This window comes from Caballeronia udeis, from assembly GCF_001544555.2.
GTDB lineage: Bacteria > Pseudomonadota > Gammaproteobacteria > Burkholderiales > Burkholderiaceae > Caballeronia > Caballeronia udeis.
In genome coordinates this window covers 1-23,228 of record NZ_FCOK02000018.1, presented here as the reverse complement: position 1 = coordinate 23,228, position 23,228 = coordinate 1, and the positions used below count along the sequence as shown (strand labels likewise).

Sequence of the window (23,228 nt, the reverse complement as noted above, 5' to 3'; positions counted from 1 at the left end):
GATGTTGGGCAACGGCTCCTGCCGTCCGACCATGCAGACGGGCTGCGGGAGCTATCCATGCACTCCTCCGGGTCGAGACGACAAAGCGGGGTGTGCACATCTCATTATTTCTTCGCGGCCCGTGACGCTTGCTCGACGGCCTGTTGGGTTGCTTTCGACGCTGCGGCAGCCGCTGCATTGAAGTTGCTTTCGGTGACTTCGACCGCGTGTCGGGTGGTGCGTTGGACCGTCTCGTAGAACGTATCGGTCGCCGTCATGGTCGACTTCAGCGCGGCAATGGTGGCCTCTGACCCAACCGGCGCGCTCTGCGCGAGGTTGTCGATCAGCGCCTGCACCCGGCGGTTATACGCTTCGTATTGCGCCTCGGCGACCTTCGCGAACTCGGTTTGTGTCTCCGCCACAATCGCGAACGCCTGACGGCTGTAGGACTGAATCTTCTCGGCAGCCGGCTGCATCAGGCGGGCCTGCAAAACGGCCAGCTCTTGCGGATCTTTGACCGACAGCGCGTTGCGCGCCGTATCCTGGTTTTCGAAGAGCATCGATTTGACGGCTTGCAGGTTAAGTCCAACCAGCTTTTGAAAACCTTCGAGCGCGGTGTTGGCCAGACCCTGCGACGTGTCCAGATTGGCTTTTTGCGTGGCAGCGATTTGCTCGGGCGACAACAAACTCATGATGCAGCTCCTGAAGATGATCCGTCGCGTGTCCGGGGAATCGGACGCAAACCTTGACGCGATGGACCGGGTTGATCGATGAGCGCTGAATCCCCTGCTCAGAACCGACGAACAAAAGTTCTGATTCCGATCATTTATATGTATTACTAATCATATAAATGACGCTAATCCACCAGTCGGAGGTATCAATGGGGACGCTCAGGTGTGACCCCCGCCGCGTGGCCATGCGGCAGGGCGAACGGTGTTACTTTTGGGGAGGGTGAATTCCTAGCGAGCCCGTGCTACTGCGCGAAGGATCGCCCCGCCGTCGCGAGTGACGTAAGGGCGCAACTGGCCAGGCGGGTCTTTGTCCAGGGCGATGAGTTGATGCGTCAGCAGCGCATCAAGGTCCTCATGACTCGGGTCGAATTGACGGGAGGCGTTCTTGATCAGCATCAGGGTAGCGAATTCGTGAGGACTAAGCATTCTCTCGTCCTTGTCGTTATATTTTAGCTGCAGCAAAGCGCGCATATTCGGTGCCGTCAACAGCGGTCGGCCGATGCTGCGATACATACGCGCGTTGCTTACTGCATCTCTCAGAAGGGTCCATGGTAATGCGGTGCAGCACGAGGAATCAACCCCTTTTGTTACATCGCGTGGCGAGCTATTTTGTCTGTATATTTTCCTGTTCGGCCGTCCTGCCTGATGCGACCTGCGTTTGAATCCAATTTTTGAATCCCTTAAGAGCCTTGTCGTGCGAGCCTAACAAGGGTAAACACGCTAGTTGGCTTGTTTGAATCTTTGTTTGAATTATCACCAGCATGCCATCTGCCACCGATTGGTACAGACCGTCAGACTTGCCAACATTCCGCGTGTCACGCTGTGCGGATCGCGCTCGCGCGTTGTTTTACTTTTCAGGAATTCAAGATGGCAACCGGCACGGTCAAGTGGTTCAACGATGCGAAGGGCTTTGGTTTCATTACGTTGGACGACGGCGGCGAGGATCTGTTCGCGCACTTCTCCGAAATTCGCACAGAAGGTTTCAAATCGCTGCAGGAGAACCAGAAGGTCAGCTTTGATGTAAAAGCCGGCCCCAAGGGCAAGCAACCACGCCGAGGAAAACGCCCGGAACCTGATGCTGGTCATCGAGCGGGACATCGCTCGCAGCATTGAACTCTACGATCTTTCGCTGCAGGCGGTAGTGGACGGGTATGCGTCGGTCTCACCATGGCACACCGGACATATACTCTGCCGTCAGTTGCTGAGACAACGTGGCCAGGATTTGCTGCCCGTACTCGGCTCGCGCTCCTCGCAGTACATCATCAAAAATGCGGCGACCGACCTGCCAGTACAGCAGGGTGAGTTCTGCGTTCACTGCAGCGGCCGCGCGGGCACGTGCGCCATCGATAAGCTGTCGAACGTCGTCGAGCAAGGAACCGGAAATCAAATCAGTCATACGTAAAAGCCAAAGGAGTTGCGTGCAACGCGGACGGATCGAGGGGCCACCTTACCGGAAACCATGCAGGTGCGGAACCCCGCCTTACCGATCGTCAATTCTCTCCGCAGCGCGGAGAGAATCTTGCCTCGCTGTTCCTTGTGGCGCGATGCGCGGGGGCACAACCACGCGACAGGTGGCGAGCTTGCATCTTCGATAATGCTGTATATATTACCAGCACTGTATGTCTGAACAGTATTTCCAGGAGCAAAAATGGAGCACTTGGTCAGGCTATACAACGAGAGAGACCGTCGAACGCTCGAATGGCTGTGTCGGCATGTCGGTGACGCAGCCATTGCTCTTGCCGTCGAACGATGCGCCACACCGGGCAAGCCCTATATCTCCGCCGTTTGCAGGCGCTTGGGAGTCAAAAGTTTTCGATTCCACGCCGAGAAGCGCCAAGTCCGGCGGCCGAACAATCTCTAGCTACCATCCGAAGCATTCTCACCGTGCGGACGTCAGCACCTCCCACGACACTCGGGGTTCCACGCTAGCGCTATGCTTCCGCCGATTTCACCGCCCGGCACCGCCACCCTCCTTGTGATTTATGAACCGCTGTGTCATGTGATTCACAGACTTAACATGCTTTCATTGGAGTTTGGACTCTACTCGATGCAGGAGCCAACCAATTGGTTCGCATAACTGAATAATTGGCCATTAAGATTAGATCTGTTTATCCGCAACCAAGTACCAGCCCTTTAGCCTGTTGCCGAGCATCGTTTGACGACACTTGGCAAACTCAAATGCCGTCAACTTGCGCATGGTCGAGTCGGATATTCCAGTTGACGTTACCCACTCGATTGTCAATCCGATGGCTACACCCTTGCGGGGAGGAAATTCCCGCCTTCTTGCGAATCAACGATACCGTCACCAATACCCAGATCGATTCCAACCAGCGTCACACTTTGCAGGATGGTCTCCAGAAACAAAACACCCTGCAGCGTAACTCGCGTGTAGGGTGGGAGTGACCATCTCATTAAGCCCGCTGGGCGCGGGCTTCGAGGAAGTCATCGGACTTCTTGAAACACCAATATGGTGGGCCGGGTGGGATTTGCATTAGAGCTGAGTTTTGTCGTGGACTAAAAACGATTCGCCGTGGCATATCTCATTGAACTCAGGGCTGTTCCGTGCCAAATTCGAAAGAGCCGGTGCGTTGGCGCTGGAATTGACCTGCCTCTCAAGACCTCTCATCAGGGCTTCACGTCCTTTCAGGTCGCTTTGACGGCTGGAGAGACGCATATTCGGCGACCTCATCCGAGGGCCAAGCGAAAGGTGCCCTCAGCAATTGCTCCAACTCGCGCGGCGTAACCGGCTTGCTGTAGTGATAGCCCTGGATTTCGTGACAGTCGTTGTCGCGCAGGAAATTAAGTTGCTTCTCCGTTTCGACGCCTTCTGCAATCACCTTGAGATTCAATTGCCGCCCGAGCGAGATAACGGCACGCGCGATGGCGCGGTTATCCTCGCCGTCAGGTAGTTCGCGCACAAACGACTGATCTATTTTCAGGCGCACGATCGGAAAGTGTTTCAACGCGCTTAAGCTGGAGTAGCCGGTGCCGAAGTCATCGATAGACAGGCGCACGCCCATGGCCTGCAGCAGCGTCATGACAGCAATGGCGCCATCGAGATCCTGCATGATGAGACTCTCCGTGAGCTCGAGCTCGAGATACTGTGCATCGAGCCCGCTCACGGCCAGCGCATGCGCCACCCGTCCCACCCATTCCTTCTGCAAGAACTGCCGCGCCGAGACGTTGACAGAAATGGTCATGGGCGGCATCCCCGCGTCCTGCCACGCCTTGTTCTGGTGGCAGGCCGTATGCAGCACCCAGTCGCCGATCGGCACAATCAGTCCTGTTTCCTCCGCAAGCGGAATGAACGTGCTTGGCGAGACCAGCCCTTCTGTCGGATGATCCCAGCGTAACAGCGCTTCCACGCCAAAGATCTTCTCGGTTTGCAAATCGACCTGCGGCTGATACACCAACCGAAACTCCTCGTTCGCGAGCGCGTGCCGCAACTGTTCCTGAAGCCGCAGTTTCGCGTGCACCCTGATGTTCATCTCGGACGTGTACAACTGATAGTTGTTGCGGCCCATTTCTTTTGCGCGATACATCGCGGCATCAGCGTTCATGAGCAGTGTTTCCGCGTCAACACCGTCGTTTGGATAGCTCGCGAGCCCCATGCTGCACGTCATCTGAAAAATCTGGTCGTTCAGCTCGACCGGCGCGCGAATCGTATCGCGAATCTTTTCGATGACCTCCGTAAAACTTCCTCCGTCCTGTACCTGGTCAAACAGAACGACCACAAACTCGTCACCACCGAGCCGCACCACGGTATCGGTGCGCCGTACGCACCGCGCCATGCGCTCGGCCACGATCTTCAACAGGTTATCGCCGGCGCGATGACCGAGGCTGTCGTTGATCAGCTTGAAATTGTCGAGGTCGATAAAGACCACAGTCACGCCGCGCTGATAGCGTTGCGCGTGCAGCAAGACCTGATTCAGACGATCGGAGAGCAAGGTACGATTGGGCAAGCCGGTTAGCGCGTCGTGGTTCGCCATGTGCCGGATACGTTGCTCCGCCTGGCTGCGCTCGATCGCGATGCCGGAAATGCGCGTCGCCATTGCGATGGCCTGTCCCTCGTCCGATGTCGGCTCATGAGGATGCCGTACGAACAACGTAAGTACACCCAGCGCGCTGCCGTCATGCGACAGAATGGGTTGCGCCCAGCATGCGCCGTAGCCATGCATGCCGCAGCTTTCCATCTGAACACCCAGATGCGCATCCTGCGTCACATCCAGTACGTACACCGGCTGGCGCCAATGGATCGCGCGACCGCTCGGCCCCGCATCCGGACCAATCAGCGAGCCGCGCATCTGCTTGCCATAGCGTTCTGGCAAGCTGGGCGCAGCGCCCAACTTCAAGTGCCGGCCGTCGTCATCACACAGCAAGGCGGTGCACACCACCCCTGTGATCTGTGACTCGAGGAGCCGGATCATGGAAGACAGCACGTCTGCCAATGGTGTGCTGGTGGCGATCATTTCCAGTACCCGATTCTGCTCCTCGCGCCGGACTTCGGCGTGTTTTCGGGAACTGATGTCGCGCATCATCACTACCACGCCGCCCTCCACGCGCACGACCTGCCGCTGCAGCCATGCCGACGATGCATCGCGCCGCTCGTGGACCCACTCCCGCTCCTCGATCACGCCCGTCCTCGCGACGCTCGCAAACTCATCAAGCATGCCGTCGTTATGGGATCGAGGAAACGCCACGTCGAGTGACTGGCCGATCAAGCCGTCGCGCGGTAGTCCGGACAGGTCTGCACCACGCCGGTTGGTGTCTTGCACCATGAAGCCGATAATCTTGCCGTTCGGGTCTAGTTGACTGCGAAGGACAAAAAAGGCGTCGAGACTCGCTTCTGACGCGGCGTAGTAGGTCTGCTGTGCCCGCCGTGCTCGCCGCCGGCTTACCGCGAGCTGCCAGCTCGAGCGGCTAAGTGCAGCTGCCAGCAGGATTAGCACCGCACTGCCGGAGCTTGCCCATAGCAGGTAAGCACGCCGGTGACTTCGGAACTGCGCGAGTTGCTCCTCCTGACCAAGACCGACTATCGCGATGAGCGGGAAGTCCTGCAACTGGCGCAGGTTCGTATAGCGGCGCACGCCATGATCCCACGGCTGCACGGCGGGCAGGTCGGACGATGCTTCGGCGGCTTGCATGGCCGTCCTCGAGAGGACCGCGCCCCACGAGGACCGTTCGCCCACTCGCTCGGCACGCATCACGCCATCCGTGCCGAGCAGCGCCAATACGCCTTCGTTACCCATGCGCGAGTGGTCGTAGTTGCTCGTGAAATATCCGGGGTTCACAGAGAGCATGACGATCCCGGCAAATCCCCCGGCTGCGTTCTTCAGTCGCCGGCTGAAGATAATTTCCGGGACGCCGGTCGTGGCGTTGCGAGTGACCCCGCTTACGAACGGCACCGGACTGTCGTTGGCGCGATCGCGCTGCACGGTGAAATACGGCTGGTCTACTACGGTCGTGGGCGCCTGCACCCGTGTCGCGTCACGAAGACGGCCGTCGCTGCCAGCGATCGCTACCTTGAACACGATCGCGAAGGGCAACAGGCCCTGCTCCTGCAACTCCGACAACCGCACACTGCCCCTCGTCTCGTACACGTACTTGACCGTCTTGAGCGCCTGGTCTATGGCGACGAGATCACGCACCATCTGCACTTCATAGGTATCGGCGAGTTCGCGGCTCAATTCCACCGCGGCACCCCGGGCAACGGCGTGTTCCACAGTGACCAGATGAATGACGGCCGTCCACGCGAGCACGAGCAGCATTGCCGCAAATAGCGGGAACAGCACGTAGGCTTCGAGCAAACGCCGAAGTGCAGGACGCACTTTCGCACCCAACCGACGCAGGCGGATGACCTGAGCGGCCATTACACCCTGACCTGTCAATTCGATGCGACTGCCCGTGCTATCCAGGTTTCGTGTAACGAGACGCATGATGCCTGCTCCGGTTCTGCATGGCCGCTATTCCTTCCTGTTCAAGTCACTAGCGCGCGGACCGTCGGAAGTTATCGACGAAGACGCCCGGCTGGTGAACTCAGCATCACCTTGACGCTTGCAGCCGCCTCAACTTCATTGATATAGCCGACTGAATCGAGCATGGAGACGAGCGCTCTCCTCACTGTGGCGGGGTCCGCACTTCGCGCGGAAGCTTGCCGCATTTCTTGAAGAGCAGTTTCGACCCGTACTCGTTCAACCGGCGAACCAATGGTCCGTGTTTGTCTTTTAGAACTCGCCGTCGCCCGCCGCATCGTCTTGTGGGACTGAGGCTACGGTGTTGTGGTGTCCACAAAAAGCCGTGCGGATTGCTTTCAATATTGAAAGCATGTTGCTGAGGACACGACGACAAACTCAGTGATCACCGCCTCACGGGCAAAGCACATTGTTCAAAGCGCCAATCGCGCTGAGCCCGATGGTGATCCTTAATCTAATAACGACGTTTGCAGGGAAAAGTTTAATAGCCGGGCAAAAATCCAAGCTTGTCAGGAAAATTTGTAACGGCAATATGTAGGGAAAATGCCCTATGCGTCTTCCGGAAAACAATCTGCATTGCAAAGTATTAATTCTCGCATCATGACAAAGACGCGTTGGCGAATGAAGCACGATACCGGGGGTTTTATGGTGCAAAACGCATGGGCGCAAACTCTGGCGGCGACGGCAAATACGTTGCAGCTGCAAGTTAGCGGTCATGCGAGATAAGGGCAACGGACTGCCACGCGACTCGCGCTCCGTCGGGCGAGAGTGTTCCACCACGACACTTCGCTTGACCGAGCCCGCTAACCAGGCTCAACGACAGCTCGCGTTTCTGGTTTGCCATGCGACATCCTGTCGATGCCGTTCAAGAATTGCTGAAAGGCTGCGGCAGGTAACGGCTTGCTCAACAAGAAGCCCTGCGCCTGATCGCAATTCAGAGAGGCTAGCTTGTTCAACTGGGTTATTGTTTCGACACCTTCTGCCACCACCTCCATGTTCAGCGCGCGCGCAAGTGTCACGATCGCCGACAAGAGCGCGCTCCCCTGCCTTTCGTGAACATCCAGATCGTTGACGAAAAAACGATCCACCTTGATCTGTCTGACTCGAAACCTTTGCAGGTATGCCAGGCTCGAATAGCCTGTTCCAAAATCATCGATGGCCATGTCAAAGCCGCGTGACTGGAATTTCTGGATGATCGCGGTCGTTTTGTCGGCGTTTTGCATCGCGACGGTTTCGGTGATTTCGAACATCACGCGCTCGGGCGCGACGCCCGCGCTCCGTACTATGGCGTCGATATGGTCGACCAGGTCCGGTACGTTGAACTGCACCGGCGACAGGTTGATCGCGATCTGGACCGCCGGCAATCCTAACGCGTCCCACCTGCCGATCAGGCGGCACGTTTCTGCAATGACCCAATTGCCGATCTGGACGATCTGCCCGGAGCGCTCGGCAGCAGGAATGAATTCCAGGGGAGGAATGTCGCCGATTTCCGGATGCTGCCATCGAATCAACGCTTCAGCCCCGCTCAGGGACAAGTTGGCAATCTTGAATTTCGGCTGAAAAGACAGGCTCAGTTGCCCCTGCTCGAAAGCGCGTTGCAGGTCACGCTGCAGGATCAGCGTGCTGAGCGCGGTAGTACTCATGGCAGGCTCGAAATAACGGAAGGTATTGCGGCCACTCTGCTTGGCGTCGTACATCGCTGCATCCGCGTTGTGCAACAACGTAGCGACGTCATCACCGTCGCGCGGAAACACCGCGATTCCAATACTCGCGCTCACCCGTAGCCGTACGCCATTGATGACTATTTCGCGGCAGAGCTCGCGCAGCACGTTATCGGTGATCTGTCCGGCGACTGACGGGTCGAGCAATCCGCCCACGACAATCACGAATTCGTCCCCGCCGATACGGGCGACCATATCGTCGTGCCGCAAGTTCTGGCCCAGCCGGCTCGCGCAGGTCTTGAGGAAATCGTCCCCAACGGCATGGCCAAGCGAATCATTGATGGTCTTGAAACCATCGAGGTTGACAAGCAGCACAGCGATCATCGAACCTCTCCGGGCGCAGGCCTCCATCGCTCGCTCGATGTGGGCTGTGAGCCAGAGCCGATTGGGCAGGTCCGTCAGCGTGTCGTGCGTGCCGAGATGGTCCAACTGGCTGTTTGCACGCCGCAGGGAGTTGGACAGGCTGCTTGTATGCAATCCGAGGAAAGCGAGTGTTCCAATCAGCACTGTCAACGAACTCGCCGACACCGCCAGCGCGAACCAGTTCGTGTCGAGTTTGTTGACAGAAAGGCAGATGCTTCCCGTCGCGAAGTTGGCCGCGCCCATACCGGCGTAGTGCATGCCTGTGATTGCCAGCGCCATGATGATCGCGGCACCAAGACGCTTGGCGATGATGCTTTGCCGCGCGGACGTGCGCAGCGTGAAGGCGAGCCACAGCGAGGCAATCGATGCTGCAATCGCAATGGCAATCGACGCAATCACGATCCACCAGGTATACCGAATTGGCGGAGACATCTGCAGCGCAGCCATCCCGGTGTAATGCATGCCCGCGATCCCCAACCCCATGACGGTGCCGGCGAAGGCGATGCGCACGGAGGAGAGTTTTCCCCGGGTCACAGTGGATAGGGCGAGGAGCGAAACCACGGCAGCCAGTAGAAACGAAGCTGCTGTGAAGGAAAGATCGTATCCAACCAGGATGGGCAGCGCGAAAGCCATCATGCCGATAAAGTGCATCGACCAGATACCGATTCCCATTGCGATTGCACCGCCGAGCAGCCAGTGCACACGTTGCCGTTCCTGCTGCAACGAAAAGATCCACCCTGATAGTTCCAATGCCGTATAGGAGGCGAGGAACGCGACGATGAGTGAAAGAAAAACCAGTAAAGGGTTATAGATACCGCTCATGACCGTGCTCCCCTTAAATGGATGCCGCATAACGCTTGCGTTGACAGGGAGGTTTAAACGCAATGGTCAGAAGCCGCAAACATTCAACTCTCTTTAACGGATTGGCTCCTTTTTGAGGAGCTCGGTATGCCCCCCGCTACTTCTTGCTTCTGCGGGAGTCTTATGGGCGGTTTGACGGGCGTCGCCCCTACGCCGCAACCACGCAGTTGCGGCCCTGGTGTTTTGCGCGATAGAGTCGTTCGTCAGCGACACGAAGAAGCGTATCGATCGTGTCGCCATCGTGCCCGAACTGCGAGACTCCAATGCTGACGGTGACCTCGACCAGGTGCCCGATCCCGGCCTCGAATGTACTGCGTGCGATGGCCACTCGAACACGCTCGCCGATTGTGCGAGCCGCTTCGAGCAGCGACTGTGGAAGCAGCACCATGAATTCCTCTCCACCTACGCGAGCGAAACCGTCGTAAGGGCGGATCGCCTCAAGGCACGTCTGTACGAAGCGCCGCAAGACCTCGTCGCCGATCTGGTGGCCGTACGAGTCATTGATCGCCTTGAAGTTATCGAGGTCAAGTGCCAGCAGGGAAAAGGGAGCGCCGCCTCGTTTGGTCCGCCCGATCTCGGCCTCGACGCTTTCGATGAACTGACGTCGATTCGCAGCGCCGGTCAAGGGGTCGGTGCCGGCAAGACGCTCGAGCTTTTGGTTAGTGTGCTGCAGTTCCTGCAACGCGCTTTCGGTACGGGCCATTGCCTCGGCCAGCCGGGCAGTCAATTCCTCCTGGCTGTAAATGGTCGAGAATGAGCGTGTGGTGCGGAAAGCCTCCACAACGCCATAGCTGAGCAGAAAAAACCCCGCGGCGAAGATGGCGTGCGCAAGCCACCACATATGATTCCACGGTCGCCCAAGAATGAATGCGAGTGAAGATAGCGCGAACCATACGATCGAAATGCCATAGATCACCATGAGCGGCGACCGAATCCGGCGCAACATCAACGTCGTCACGTTCAATATGGAAAAAACCAGCGCACCCCCTTCCATTGATAGACGCACCATCGGGCTGCTGGCGACGGCCGAGTTCGCCACGTAAGCGACCGCGATATCAACCAGCACGAAGAACCCGACCCACATCATCCAGTCGCGAGCGTTCGAGCGTTTCTCGACCCGCTCGGGCGGACGATGGTACGAGAGCAGTCCGACAAACAGCAGGATCGACATCACGAGGCGGGAAGCCGGTCCATAGAGTAGAAACAGCCACATATTGTGATGCGCCAGGCCGGTGAATGCGCCATGCAATGCATAGATCAATACGAAGCCGAGAAAACCCAATGTGAGCCAGCGTAGCAGGGGCTCACCCGAGGACCGGTAGCACGTCCATGTCACATAGGTGACGAAAAAGCCCTCAAGCGTGGCGGCCGCGATGGCGATTTCATGGAATATGTGATTCTCGAATTTGAGAGTCGGATCTTGTGCGAAATACAGATAGGCGATCAGACAAGCGGGGACTAGCGCAAACCCGATCAGCAACAGTTGCGTATAGACTTTTAGCAGCCGCCAGATCGCGGGAGGCGCTTCACGAACAGCAATGTTCATCCTCATACGCCACCTCCATTAACTTTGATATTCCCGGCCGTTTCGCATAAAACGATTCCAACGCCCCTCTTATTCTGGCTGTGGATACCGTCGAGTTCTGAGTCATTTACGAAGGCTATCCATTGATTCTCCAGGGGCGAGAGCCACCGATTTTTCGCCATATCGCGCAAGCAGCTTTCCCCTGCCCTTAACCGGGTTCCACTATTCGTGGTGTTCGTTTTTATACGGATTTCAAATCGACTTGGTCTAATTCGTATTGAGGGAAAGGATACCAATTGGCCTGCGTTCGCTTATAGAGTGACTACTATCGGGTCAGACCTGATTTCGCACAGTTCTTTGCGGCCGGTTGACTGAGACTAGCTTGTTTTACATTTAATTGTTGCTTTATATTTCAGTAACTAATGCCGTATACGGGCCACCGCACATACAAGCAGTTCTTGCAACCGTTCGGCGACCTGTCCATCATTTACGAATATTTTTTTGTGGCCAATTGTGGTGTTGTTTTCGTGAGCACAGGGTATTTGGGTAGCAGGTAATTCAAAAGGTCTCGAGGACAAAATGACGGATCACCTGGTAGCAATGGCGTCCATCGAGATACTGCGAATTGGACTCCCGGTGGATAGCATCTCCAGCTGGTGCTGGAGCCGGGAGGAACTGCGGTTCTCGCTGGCGTGATCAGCGAGACATTTCCACAAGTTCGACGTCCGGGATACGTAAAACAAACTCATTATGCACATCACACAATCTACTCTTGATCTCAAGAGGGACTGCCTTGGCGCATTTGAACAGCCAAGACCCCCTCGCGTGAATCATCAGGCGAGAGTCGACGAAACTGCGCTCGCTATCCGTGGGATCTCGATTGCGACGCTGTGCTCGCGCCCATCGTCGATCAGGTGTATTCCTCCGTTGGGTTGCGGCACGCCATCGAGAACGACGCGCTGCAGGCCATCGTCTGTGGACTGGTTGACTGACACGCGAAAGAGCGTCTTGCCAAAGCGGTAGCTCATCTCAAACGACTCCCAGCTGGCCGGCAGCAGCGGCGTGACACTCAAGCGATCGCCCCTGACCTGCAGCCCAAGCAAAGATTCAACCAGCAGCCGGTACATCCAGGCCGCCGAACCCGTGTACCAGCTCCACCCGCCCCTGCCCTCATGCGGGCTTACGCCGTATACATCCGCTGTCATCACATACGGTTCGACCTTGTATTGCTCGATCGCGGGCCCGTCGTTGCCGTGCAGGACAGGGTTGATCATCCGCAGCAGTTCCCAGGCGCGCTCACGGTCGCCCAGCGCGGCGAAAGCCATCGTCGCCCAGATTGCCGCGTGCGTATATTGACCGCCGTTTTCGCGCACGCCCGGGACGTATCCCTTGATATAGCCTGGATCGAGGGCCGAGCGGTCGAAAGGAGGATCGAGGAGCTGGATCAGCCCGGCGTCACGCTTGACGAGATAGCGATCGAGCGAAGCCATCGCCTCAAGCTGTCGTTCGTCTGAACCCGCTCCCGACAGCACCGACCAGCTTTGCGCAATCGAATCAATCTTGCATTCTTCATTACTGGCTGATCCGAGCGGGGTGCCGTCGTCGAAATACGCACGGCGATACCATTCGCCATCCCAGCCATGGGATTCAAGGTTGGTTCGCAGGACAACCGCGTGGTTCTGGCAATGGCTTGCGAAGACGGTATCGTCGCGAGCCTTTGCCGTGTCGGCGAATCTGAGCAAAACGTCGTAGAGGAAGAAGCCAAGCCACACGCTTTCACCGCGACCCTGTGCCCCCACGCGGTTCATGCCGTCATTCCAGTCGCCGCAGCCGATCAGGGGCAGCCCGTGCGCACCCTGCGTCAGACCATGTTCGATCGCTCGCACGCAATGTTCGTAAAGGGTTTCGACCAGGGCCGAAGGTTCCGGCAAGTCGTAATAAGAGTCCTCGCCCGGATTGACCGGCCGCCCTTCGATATAACCGACGCGTTCATCGAGCACGCTGATGTCGCCAGTGATGCTCACGTAGCGGCTGGTTGCTACCGGCAGCCACAGATAGTCGTCGGAGCAATTGGTACGCACGCCGCGGCCGAGCGGCGGATGCCACCAGTGCTGCACGTCGCCCTCTGAAAACTGGTGGGCTGCGCAGAGCAAGAGATGCTCGCGGGCAAGGTGCGGCATGGCATGGATCATCGCCATGGAATCCTGCAACTGGTCCCGGAAACCAAACGCGCCGCCAGACTGGTAATAACCGCTGCGTGCCCAGAACCGGCAGGCTATGACCTGATACATCAGCCAGCCGTTCACCAGCACGTCAACTGCCGGTTCTGGCGTCCTGACCTGTACGCGGCCGAGCGTTGCCTGCCAGTGCTTGCGCACCGCATCGAGCGCGTTGGCGGCCGCAGCCGCGCCGCGAAACTCTTTCGCGATGCCGCGCACCGACATCGCGTCATGCGCCGCACCCATCCGGAAAACGACCTCATGACTGTCGCCATCGGCCAGATCGAAGTCGGCCTTGAGCGCCGCGCACGGGTCGAGCCCGGCGCCCGCGCGTCCTGACAGGCGTGCCTGGCGCATGGCAGCGGGCGCGCGCAGACTACCGTTGCGACCGATAAATTCGCGGCGATCGCAGGTGAAGCCCGCCACTGTGTCGTCAATCGCGAAGAACGCAACGCGGCCACCGAACTCCATCGAATAGTCGTTGCGGGCGAAGAGCGCCCCGCTAAGCGGATCGGCCTCGGTGACTATGTGCATGGCGGACTTCTCGCGCAGATCGCCAAGCGTCCACTCGACGAAGCCGGTGGCTGAAAGACGTCGCGCGCGTCCCGAAACATTGCGGATCTTGAGCACCGAAAATTTAACGGATGCGTGTAGCGCGACGTACACCCACAGCTCGGAACGGATGCCGTCTTCCTCGTGCTCGAATACGCTGTAGCCAAAGCCGTGGCGGATGGTGTATGTACCGCTGCCGCGCCGGGGCAACGGAGTGGGCGACCAGCAATGTCCGCTCTCCTCGTCACGCAGGTATAAGGCTTCGCCGCTGGTGTCGCCGACCGGGTCGTTCGCCCACGGAGTCAGTCTGAACTCGTGTGCATTCTCGCTCCACGTATAGGCCCCTCCGCTCTCCGAGACGACTGTGCCGAAGCCCGGGTTAGCAAGCACGTTGGCCCATGGAGCGGGGGTCGTGTGACCTGGCTCCAGCTTGATGACGTACTCGGTGCCATCTGCCGAAAAACCACCGTACGGGTTCTGCAGAATCAACGCGTCCGCCCGCGGCCGTGCGTGCGCTTCGGGCAAGCGGATGGCGACATGGGCGCTCACCGGCTCGAACGGGGCGGCGGTTGAATCCGGGCGTCGGCGCTCGACTTGCTCGGCGAGGCTGCCACGGGTGTCGGCGACAATGATGCGCGCCACCGCCTGCATCAGGTCACGGTCCTCGCGTGACAATTGCTGCGCTGGCCGAACGAAGATTCCGCCGGGCCGGTCTATCAGGTTCGCTTCCGTTCCGGAGGCGATCAGGCCCATGATCAGGTCCTGCAGATTCTGCCGGTAGCCGGCATGGTCCTCGTTCCAGATGACCAGATCGACGGCGAGCCCTTTCTGGCGCCAGTAGGCATGCGCCTGCACCATCTGCCGGACCAGTTCGATGTTGGCCATGTCGGTGATCTGCAGCAGGACGATAGGCAGGTCACCAGAGATCGACTGGCCCCATAAGCCGGACTGGTTGCGCCGGTTGGCGGCCAATACTCCAGCCTCGGCACGCAACGACGCGTTTGCGTAGACGATCGATGCAGCCATCTGCTCGTAGAGCCGCGCATCGGACATCGTGGCGTTCATCTGCCGCAGCGAGACCTGGCTATGCGTCCAGGCCAGGTCGAATACACGGTCGGCGAGTTGCCGGTCGCGGTATTTGTTGATCAGGTGCAAGCAGCCGTCGCGGCTGTCACTTACGCCGGTGACGAAGTCGATCGTCGCCGACTGCCCGGGATTGAGCGTGATCCGGCAGCGAATTGAAACAATGGGATCAAGCACCGACCCGACGCTGTTCGAGAGCCGGCCCTGGGTGTCGGAGCCGTCATCCATCGCGGCGGGATGAACCACGGTCCGCCCCCGGCCGATAAACCGCGCCCGGTCGGTCTCGTAGGAAATCGCGTCGATATCCACACCGTGCGCCGCCAGCAGATGACACATCCACGGCACAGCTTCCTTGCTCGAACGAGCGCGTCGCGTGCATAGAATAGCTTGCAACGGCTCCAGCAGTTCGGTCTGCACGAACAGGTTGCTGAAGGTGCGATGCGCAGCGTCAGCCGCCGCTGGCGCCAACACCACCTCGCCATAGCTGGTCAGCTCGATCGTGCGCCGCACCCGCGCGCGATTCGTGATGCGCAGGCGGCGTAACTCGATATCGTCTTCCGGCGACACCACGATCTCGGTATGCGAGTCGAAGTCGCGTTCACGCACGCGGAACTCGGCCCGTGCGTCAGAGAAAATAGCTTCGTAAAGATCGGGACGCTTGAGTGTTGGCTGGTGCGCACTCGACCAGAACTCACCACTTGCCACATCGCGCAGGTAACAGAACATGCCCCAATTGTCGGACGTGATGTCCTCGCGCCAGCGTGTAACTGATAAATCACCGCAGAGGCTGTAGCCGCCGCCCGCGCTGCTGACCATTACGTGATAGCGGCCGTTCGACAGCAGTTGCACGGCAGGCCTCGGGCGGTCGGGGTCAGTGAAGATACGCAGCTTGCTCTCCGCAATGAGCGCGGCTGCATCGACGACAGGCAGGCCCGGCGTCGGCAGATATTCGGTCGCGGTCTTCGGAATGCGTTCCTGCAGCAGCAGGGTCGTGGCCTTGAACTGCGGGTCGGATTCGAAGCGGCGCTGCATGGGTTGCCCGAGCAGGCAGCTCGCCATGGACAACAAGCTCATGCCCTGGTGATGCGCCATGTATGACTGGATCACCACCGAGGTCTGGCCGCGCGGCACGCGCGCCTGAGTGTGATCGATGGCTTCGTACAGGCCGTAGCGACCGGCTGCCCCCGTTGTTGCCAGACGCTGCAGGTTACGGCAAGCGGCTTGCGGCGCTACCATCAACGCGAGCGCCGTGGCGTACGGCGCGATGACAACGTCGTCACCGAGTCCGCGCTTCAGGCCGAGACCTGGAACGCCAAACGCACGGTACTGGTAGTTCAGCTGGGCGTCGAGCACGTTGTAGCCCGACTCGGACACGCCCCATGGCACGCCCAGTTGATGGCCGTACTCGATCTGCCGGGCGACCGCCGCGCGGCAGGTCTGGTCGAGCAAGGTACCTTCGTAGCTAGGCATGACCAGCATGGGCATCAGGTATTCGAACATCGAACCGGTCCACGAGAGCAGGACCGGAACACCGCCCGTACTCGTGAGCAGACGTCCCAGTGTGAACCAGCTCTCCTGCGGCAACTGGCCCTGCGCGATCGCCACGAAGTTGGTCAAGCGCGCCTCGGACGCGAGCAGGTCATAGAAGCCGGCATCAAGGCGCCGCTCGTCCACGTTGTAGCCAATGCTTAGCAACTCGCGATTGACGTCGTAGAGGAACCTGAAATCCATTGCCGCCATATCCCCGGAGAGCTCTGCCAGCCGGTTGATTTGCGCGATGCGATCGATCGCCGCGCTGCGTACTTCGATGGCACGTGCCGTGGCCGAGTCGGGCCACAGGTTCACGTCGAGCAGCGCAAGCTGCCGGAACGTCGGCAAACCCGGGGGGGCATCGACGGCTGGCCGCAGGTCGAAACGGCCGAGCTCATCGGCGACGTCACGGCATTGCGCCGACAGTGCTTGTGACCAGAAGAAAAGATCGCTATCCGCGGGACCTTTGATCTCATGCGCGAGGGTTGCGGCCAAGGCCGATACCTGCCGCATGATTGCAACTGCTTCGGCTGAAGTGCGCGGCGGGCTTGCCGACGCTGCGCTCAATTGAGTCTCGAGCGGTGCAAATGTATCGAGGCCGAACCCTGCTACGTGTGCCACCGCGCGATAAGCGTCGAGGGTATCGGCGAGACCGGCGAACATGCGCGGACTGAACACCGGTTCGTCCGCCACCTCCAGCAACCCGCGGCTCAAGGTCATCAGATGGCCGGCGAGATTGCCGCTATCGACCGTCGATACATAACGCGGCGCGAGCGTCTGCAATGTGCCCGTGTCGTACCAGTTGAAGAAGTGATTGCGATAACGCTCAAGGCCATCCATGGTCGCGAGTGTCTCGCCGATGCGCGCGAGCATTCGCCCGGCGCTCAGATAACCAAAATCGAAAGCGGCCAGGTGCGCGAGCAGGCCCATGCCCATGTTGGTCGGAGACGTGCGACGCGCCACGATCATGGCGCCCGTGGTGGGTACCTCCTGAATATTGTCGGGCGGCAGCCAGTGGTCTTGTGGTCCGACATAGTCGTCGAAAAATGCCCAAGTCTTACGGGCAAGTCCGCGCAAAAAACGCGCCTCGCCGATAGCCAGGGCACCCCGGTCCTGGACAGGAGGCCGACTGATCCACCACGCAAGCAGCGGAGACAGAATCCACAGAAGTGCGAACGGCGCGAGCACCACGAATGTGCCGGGCATCCTGATGAACGACAAGGCAAGACCTGCACCGAGCAGCGGGCCGATCCACATGAGCCGGTACAGCGCCTTCGGATCGTTGGTTGCCACCCGCTCCACTTCGCGGGACGCGTTCCATTGAAGCAACTTGTGCTTGCCGAACCCGATGCGCCAGAGTGTGCGCACGATGGCGTCCAGGCTGTACTGCGCCTCGTGAGGCAGCCATGCAAGCGCCGCCAGCGCACGCACCAGATGACGGCCGGCCGATTGAGCGGTGAGCGCCATGTGCCGGCGCAGCGGCATATCGTGCGGCTTCTGAAGGAGCTCGATCAGGCCTGCTGCGAGCGGCATGCTCAACGTCAACGCCATGACGCCGATGGTCCAGGCGAGAGGCTGCCATCCGCTTATCCACCCCATCAACACCATGGCGAGTAGAGCGACAGGCGAGGCGCTGCGGCGCAGGTTGTCGAACAGTTTCCAGCGCGACAGCCAGGAAAGAGGATTGCGCGCCAGGCCGCCATGTTCAGTCGGCGCCCAGGGAAAGATCCACGGCAGCAGTTGCCAGTCGCCGCGGATCCACCGGTGCCGCCGGTTGACGTCGGCGCTGTAGCGGGCCGGATACTCCTCGTACAGGTACACGTCACTCAGGAGGCCCGCTCGTGCGTAACAACCTTCTATAAGGTCATGGCTCAGGATACGGTTGTCAGGAAAACGCCCCTCCACTGCCTGCTCGAACGCATCGAGTTCGTAGATTCCCTTGCCGATGAATGACCCTTCGTGGAACAGATCCTGATAGACGTCCGAAGCGGCTCTTGTATAGGGATCAATACCGGCATCGCCGCCAAAGAGGCGTGCATATGCCGAGCGTGCCGTGCTCGGAAGACTGATCCCCACGCGCGGCTGAAGGATCGCATGCCCCGAACTTACGCGCTGTTTGTCCGCGTCGTAGACGGCCGCATTCAGCGGATGAGCGATTGCACCAATAAATTGGCTGGCGGCATCGCGCGGGAGCTGGGTGTCCGTATCGAGCGTAATCACATACCGCACGCGTGGCAACGCCGCGATGTCCCCCACGATCAGAGAGAAACGATCGCGTCCCGTGCCGCGCAGCAGCGCATCGAGTTCGGCAATCTTGCCGCGCTTTCTCTCATGCCCCATCCAGATCTTTTCGACGGCGTTCCAGCGTCGCGGGCGATGAAACAGGAAGAAACGGTCGCCCTGGGTATCGGGATATTTTTCATTCAAGACTTCAATGCTCAGCCGCGCGCGCAACATCAATCCGGCGTCTTCGTCGCAGCTCTCGGAGGCCGAATCCATGAAGTCGGTCAGCAAGCTGAAATGCAGATGCGGATCGCGATTCGCAAGGAAGCGTACTTCAAGTCCTTCGGCCAGGTCGTCCACGTCTTGTGCGTCACCGATCAGCGACGGGATCACAACGAGCGTGCGCATCTGCGCCGGAATGCCCCTGCTGAAGTCGAGGCGTGGCAGCCAGTCGGGTTGCACCGTTAGCGTGATGAACCAGTTGACAAAGTCGACGGCAACGCGGCTGGTCATCAGCAGCACCGGTACAGCGAGCACAACCAGCAAACCGCCCGGCCATCCGTGGTGACGCGCTGCGTCGAGGAAGGGCCATCCGAACAGGATCGTGATCAGCGCCGCCAGTACCAGATAGATGGGCAATGGCGCACGGCGCAAGATGCGCCGCCACGCTTCGAGCGCATTCACCTTCGCCTCGACGTGCCGCTCAAGCCCGTCAACACCATCGCGCAACAGATAAAAGCCGACGTGATGTTCAACACCCCGGCCCGTGTCCGATTCAACCGCACTCCTGGCGAGATCGATCGCGGCGCGCGCCACCGTCTCTTCCGGGCGCCGGCTCGCACGCGCGAGCCGTTCAACGCTGTGCCGGTAACGGTCCCGCGTGGCAAAATCCATCGCCTGGTAGATATCGGCCGGATCTTCGCCCAGGATATGTTCCACGATGCTAGTGCTTTCGACGAAATCACGCCAGTCGGTCGCCGAGAGCAGGCGCAGGCTACTGATGCTGTTGCTGATCGACACCTGGTCCGCGGCCTGCTGCTGCGCCTCCAGTTGCACCATTCGCTCGATGCTCAGACCCGACTCAGACAACAATTGTTCGATCCACGTCAGCGGCAGTGCCAGCGTTGCGCTCTGGCCCTGCAGGCGTCGAGCCAGCTCGGCTACGAAGGAACTGGCCATCGGCGGGTTCGAGCGCGCCATGTCAGCCACCGTCAGCACCACGCTTTTAGGGTCGTGCCCAGCGGTCTCGGTCATGCGGTCGGCCCACTGCCCAGCAAGGTTGCGATCGTCGAGATCGGTCGTCACGCGGCTTGCCACGCGCCGCAGATTCTCGATCAATGCGAGCCGCAACATGATGGGAATTGCCCAAAGCTCGCCCAGCGTGAGCGGCGTAACGGTCTGATAGGCCGTGATGAAGCGAGTCAGGCTTTCGGTATTGACGCGGCCGTCGCCGTGCGAGATTGTCTCCAGTGCAATGCCATACACGCGCGGCAATTCGTGGGACGGGCCATCGGCGAGACGCGGTAGTTCGCGGCTATAACCCTTCGGGAGATGGTGCCGCGCGATCCGGATCTGTTCGGCGATCAGGTAGTAGTTGTCGAGCAGCCACTCGGCGGCAGGCGTTACCCGGTAGCTGTTGAGCGTTGCTTTCGTGAGACGTTCGTACGCGCTCAGCAGCGTCGCTTCATTATTCGTGAGCCGTGGCAGCAGATGATCCAGCCCTGCACCTGTGCTTAACCGATGCTGCGCCGCAAGCCGCACCCCGTGCAGTTCCATCTGGTCCGCGCTGAACAGCTCGGCACGCAGCGCGGGTTCTTGCGGCAAGCGGCGAGATGCGGTCTTCCATCGGGCCAACGCCCCCAGAAGCGAATCAAGTTTGGGCGGTAAATACGAACGGGAAAAGGCCATCATTGTCCAAAATTGCAGACTGGCGAACTATCGGCATGGTGCGCGAAGCTGCGTAGCTGGCGTGGGGAATGGATTCGGGGATGCAAGAGGCAAGCGACAACGCATTCCTCGCGCATCGCACGTCAAAGTCGACGTGAGCGTTTGAACCTGGTGAAAACTACGACGCCCTATGGCCGGCGTTCCCCGGCGCCCGGAGAACATCGATCAAGGGGTTGGGAAGAAAACGGGAACGCCCCGTATAAATGGCGAGCTGCAAGACCAGCACCCGCGACTGATATCGGCGCAGCCGGTAACTCCTTTAGGGGAACACAAATCACGCACGCAAAGGTAATTCTTTTTAAAGACCTTATTTTTTGCGTCGAATCGTGGAAATGACAAAAACGCCCATGCGCGTGTGCCGGAGGCACCTTGGGCAGGAAATGACGCCGCGAAACCTCCTGGCCGACATTCGACATTCAGGCGGATCCGGAATCTGGGATTTCACCGAATTCAAGTAAGCCGGGACTCGCGACGGCGATCATCAATATGATTCGCAACGATTTGGCGTGGTGTTATTAACAACGAGCGCTTGAGCAGCACTCACGTGCGTGGCAATAACGTCTTAGCCTCCTCAATGCTTTGCTCTGCACGCTTGGTGATCGCCGCCAATGCATCGGCCTGTGATTTTTGTGCGACCTCGGCGATTTCTCGCATGTTGTCGACAGCCTTCTTTAGCGAGTGCTGGACGAATTCCCCCTGCTTCGCCATCACGTCCGTCGGGCTGCCACCGGTCATTTGCTGTGCGGCGGCCTGAATCTCCCGCACGCTCGCACTCAACATTTCTGCCTGCTTTTGCACCACAGCCTGCATTCCTTCGAACGCTAGCCTGTTAGCTTCCCCGAGCGCCTCGAGGTCTTTGCGTCGTGCATCGATCAGCGACGTCTTATCGACGCCGGGAAAGTTGAAACTCTCCAGCATCTTGCTGAAGTCGGCGATCGGATTAAAAGCTGTTGCCATGATAAATCTCCCTTGGACTATTGATTAAGCGATACAACGGACGGCGACGTCCGCCATGTTTCCTTACCCGCGTTCAGCATGAACCTTCATAAGACGGCCGTGGTATTGAAGGCTTTCGCCTCGCCGATGGGCAATACGATCCGGTCGTAGACTTCGTTGATCACGTCGGCCGCAGACAGGTAAAACGCGAACACCGCAGTCAGAAGGCCGCCATAACCACCGGCAGCACGCAGCGCGGTCGAACCCGTCCACTCACCGCCGGCAAGCAGGACGAACGTGATCCAGAGCGTCAGGAAAATCAGCTGTAGTGCACGCGGTGAACGAAACGTAGCGAGCCACATATAGAAGGTGAACACGCCCCATAGGAACAGATACCAGCCAACGAACGCGGCCGGTACCTTGCCATGGAGAAACAGGACGAACAGGGCAAATGACCACCAGAACGCTCCATAGGCCAAAAACGCCGTCACGCCAAACGTGTTGCCTCGCGGTAGGTCCATCACACCTTCTATGGCTTGCGCGGTACCGCAAAAGCAGAGTGCGCACGCGAGTACCAGTCCTGTTGAATCACTTGAAAACCAGCCTGCGTTGATCACACTCAACAACCATGTCGTCAGCGCGAACCCAGCGAGACCCAGCGGCGCCGGATTCGCTAGTTTCCTTTGCGCTATTGCATTGTTCATTGTCAGCCTCCTGAAGATATCGGAAAGCTGCGGGCAATCCGCGGCGAAACTCCGTGATCACAAAACTCGTGCCCGAATCGGGCTTGGCGGAGTTGATCGAGAATTGCCGGATTCTCCAGCGTCGACACGTCCTGTTTGATTTAATCCTATGCCCCACGCAAAACCGCATCTTTGACTTGCATCAACCATAAGCCGCTGAGGATTCTCGATGCGTCAACCCTGCTTGCGCGAACTAGCTCGTGAATCGCCATCTTATGCGGTGCCTGGCGCAGGCGAGAGATAAGCTCATCGATATTCACGCTTGTGCCATTTCCCGCGCAGATCTACCTTGATCTGAGTCAACGCCGGCTCGGCCATAGTCGGACTGTCGTTGGCAGCGTCAGCCAATGATACTGGCAGAGCAACATTACTCAGCACATCGAACCCCTAAAACCAGGCTGACGGGCGGTGGATATTCGCTTGAGCCTGATGGGTGTCTGGCGCGATGGCCTGGTGACGTGCAAGTTCAGACGACGTACTTTGAAGTGGTCTCTTTCAATGTGGCGATCACGTCGCCGCTTCAGCAAACGATCTGCACACGATGAAAGCCCGGCAATTGCCGGGCTGAACCTTAAAAGTGCTACTTGTGCAAGAAAATTCGGAATGTGCGGTCATTGGTCAACGTCCACGCACCTGACACAGTGCTTGGACCCCAAACATTCACCATCAAGTCTAGTTTGCCGGTTCCAAAGTTACCGTACATGAAGTTTATCGGATCCGTAACCCCCCGGCGTCAGACTACTTGTCGTGTTATCTGATTCTTATCGACATGGTCCGGGGGCGGTAAAATCAGAGTGAATGAAAACCTACTCAGCAGAAAGAAAAGAAGCGCTGGTGCGGCGC

At 58.9% G+C, this 23,228-nt stretch carries 9 protein-coding genes and 1 pseudogene; 1 reads left to right on the top strand and 9 read right to left on the bottom strand.

The genetic code is table 11. The features are described from left to right. Positions 1–104: 104 nt before the first annotated feature. Both phaP and AWB69_RS14990 read right to left on the bottom strand, forming a co-directional pair. On the bottom strand, positions 105–671 hold the full coding sequence (gene phaP / locus AWB69_RS14995) for a phasin family protein (protein WP_062085965.1): 567 nt from the start codon (positions 669–671) through the stop codon (positions 105–107). A 267-nt stretch (positions 672–938) separates the two neighbouring features. Continuing rightward, a complete protein-coding gene (locus AWB69_RS14990; protein WP_331712673.1) occupies positions 939–1,223 on the bottom strand; it encodes a hypothetical protein in 285 nt (94 codons plus the stop codon). Between the two features lie 354 nt (positions 1,224–1,577). Between AWB69_RS14990 and AWB69_RS14985 the strand changes: the two genes are divergently transcribed. Then, positions 1,578–1,823: a cold-shock protein gene (locus AWB69_RS14985; RefSeq protein WP_156528856.1), complete on the top strand. Its 246-nt coding sequence runs from the start codon at positions 1,578–1,580 to the stop codon at positions 1,821–1,823. Positions 1,824–1,884: 61 nt separating this feature from the next. On the opposite strand, the pseudogene AWB69_RS45770 reads toward AWB69_RS14985, so the two are convergent. The 7 genes and pseudogenes from AWB69_RS45770 to AWB69_RS14950 all read right to left on the bottom strand — a co-directional run. Continuing rightward, positions 1,885–2,106 (bottom strand): annotated as a pseudogene (locus AWB69_RS45770) (DUF1016 N-terminal domain-containing protein); the annotation flags it as partial. A gap of 1,237 nt (positions 2,107–3,343) precedes the next feature. Then, positions 3,344–6,646, bottom strand: a complete 3,303-nt coding sequence (locus tag AWB69_RS49355) for a bifunctional diguanylate cyclase/phosphodiesterase (RefSeq protein WP_062085961.1) — start codon at positions 6,644–6,646, stop codon at positions 3,344–3,346. Between the two features lie 839 nt (positions 6,647–7,485). Next, positions 7,486–9,588, bottom strand: a complete 2,103-nt coding sequence (locus AWB69_RS14970) for a putative bifunctional diguanylate cyclase/phosphodiesterase (RefSeq protein ID WP_062085959.1) — start codon at positions 9,586–9,588, stop codon at positions 7,486–7,488. A gap of 187 nt (positions 9,589–9,775) precedes the next feature. Beyond that, complete coding sequence (locus tag AWB69_RS14965) at positions 9,776–11,179, bottom strand: GGDEF domain-containing protein (RefSeq protein ID WP_062085956.1); 1,404 nt, start codon at positions 11,177–11,179, stop codon at positions 9,776–9,778. Between the two features lie 806 nt (positions 11,180–11,985). After that, on the bottom strand, positions 11,986–20,583 hold the full coding sequence (locus tag AWB69_RS14960; RefSeq protein ID WP_231937114.1) for a GH36-type glycosyl hydrolase domain-containing protein: 8,598 nt from the start codon (positions 20,581–20,583) through the stop codon (positions 11,986–11,988). Between the two features lie 663 nt (positions 20,584–21,246). Beyond that, positions 21,247–21,663: a phasin family protein gene (locus tag AWB69_RS14955; RefSeq protein ID WP_062085952.1), complete on the bottom strand. Its 417-nt coding sequence runs from the start codon at positions 21,661–21,663 to the stop codon at positions 21,247–21,249. Between the two features lie 86 nt (positions 21,664–21,749). Then, positions 21,750–22,346, bottom strand: coding sequence for an acetate uptake transporter (locus AWB69_RS14950; protein WP_062085950.1), 597 nt, complete (start codon positions 22,344–22,346; stop codon positions 21,750–21,752). Between the last annotated feature and the right edge of the window lie 882 nt (positions 22,347–23,228).

Excerpts from the sequence above, each read along its gene's own strand:
- AWB69_RS14950 (WP_062085950.1), bottom strand. The coding sequence starts at position 22,346 with ATGAACAATGCAATAGCGCAAAGGAAACTAGCGAATCCGGCGCCGCTG.
- AWB69_RS14990 (WP_331712673.1), bottom strand. The coding sequence starts at position 1,223 with ATGTATCGCAGCATCGGCCGACCGCTGTTGACGGCACCGAATATGCGC.
- AWB69_RS14965 (WP_062085956.1), bottom strand. The coding sequence starts at position 11,179 with ATGAGGATGAACATTGCTGTTCGTGAAGCGCCTCCCGCGATCTGGCGG.
- AWB69_RS14985 (WP_156528856.1), top strand. The coding sequence starts at position 1,578 with ATGGCAACCGGCACGGTCAAGTGGTTCAACGATGCGAAGGGCTTTGGT.
- AWB69_RS49355 (WP_062085961.1), bottom strand. The coding sequence starts at position 6,646 with ATGCGTCTCGTTACACGAAACCTGGATAGCACGGGCAGTCGCATCGAA.
- AWB69_RS14955 (WP_062085952.1), bottom strand. The coding sequence starts at position 21,663 with ATGGCAACAGCTTTTAATCCGATCGCCGACTTCAGCAAGATGCTGGAG.
- AWB69_RS14970 (WP_062085959.1), bottom strand. The coding sequence starts at position 9,588 with ATGAGCGGTATCTATAACCCTTTACTGGTTTTTCTTTCACTCATCGTC.
- phaP (WP_062085965.1), bottom strand. The coding sequence starts at position 671 with ATGAGTTTGTTGTCGCCCGAGCAAATCGCTGCCACGCAAAAAGCCAAT.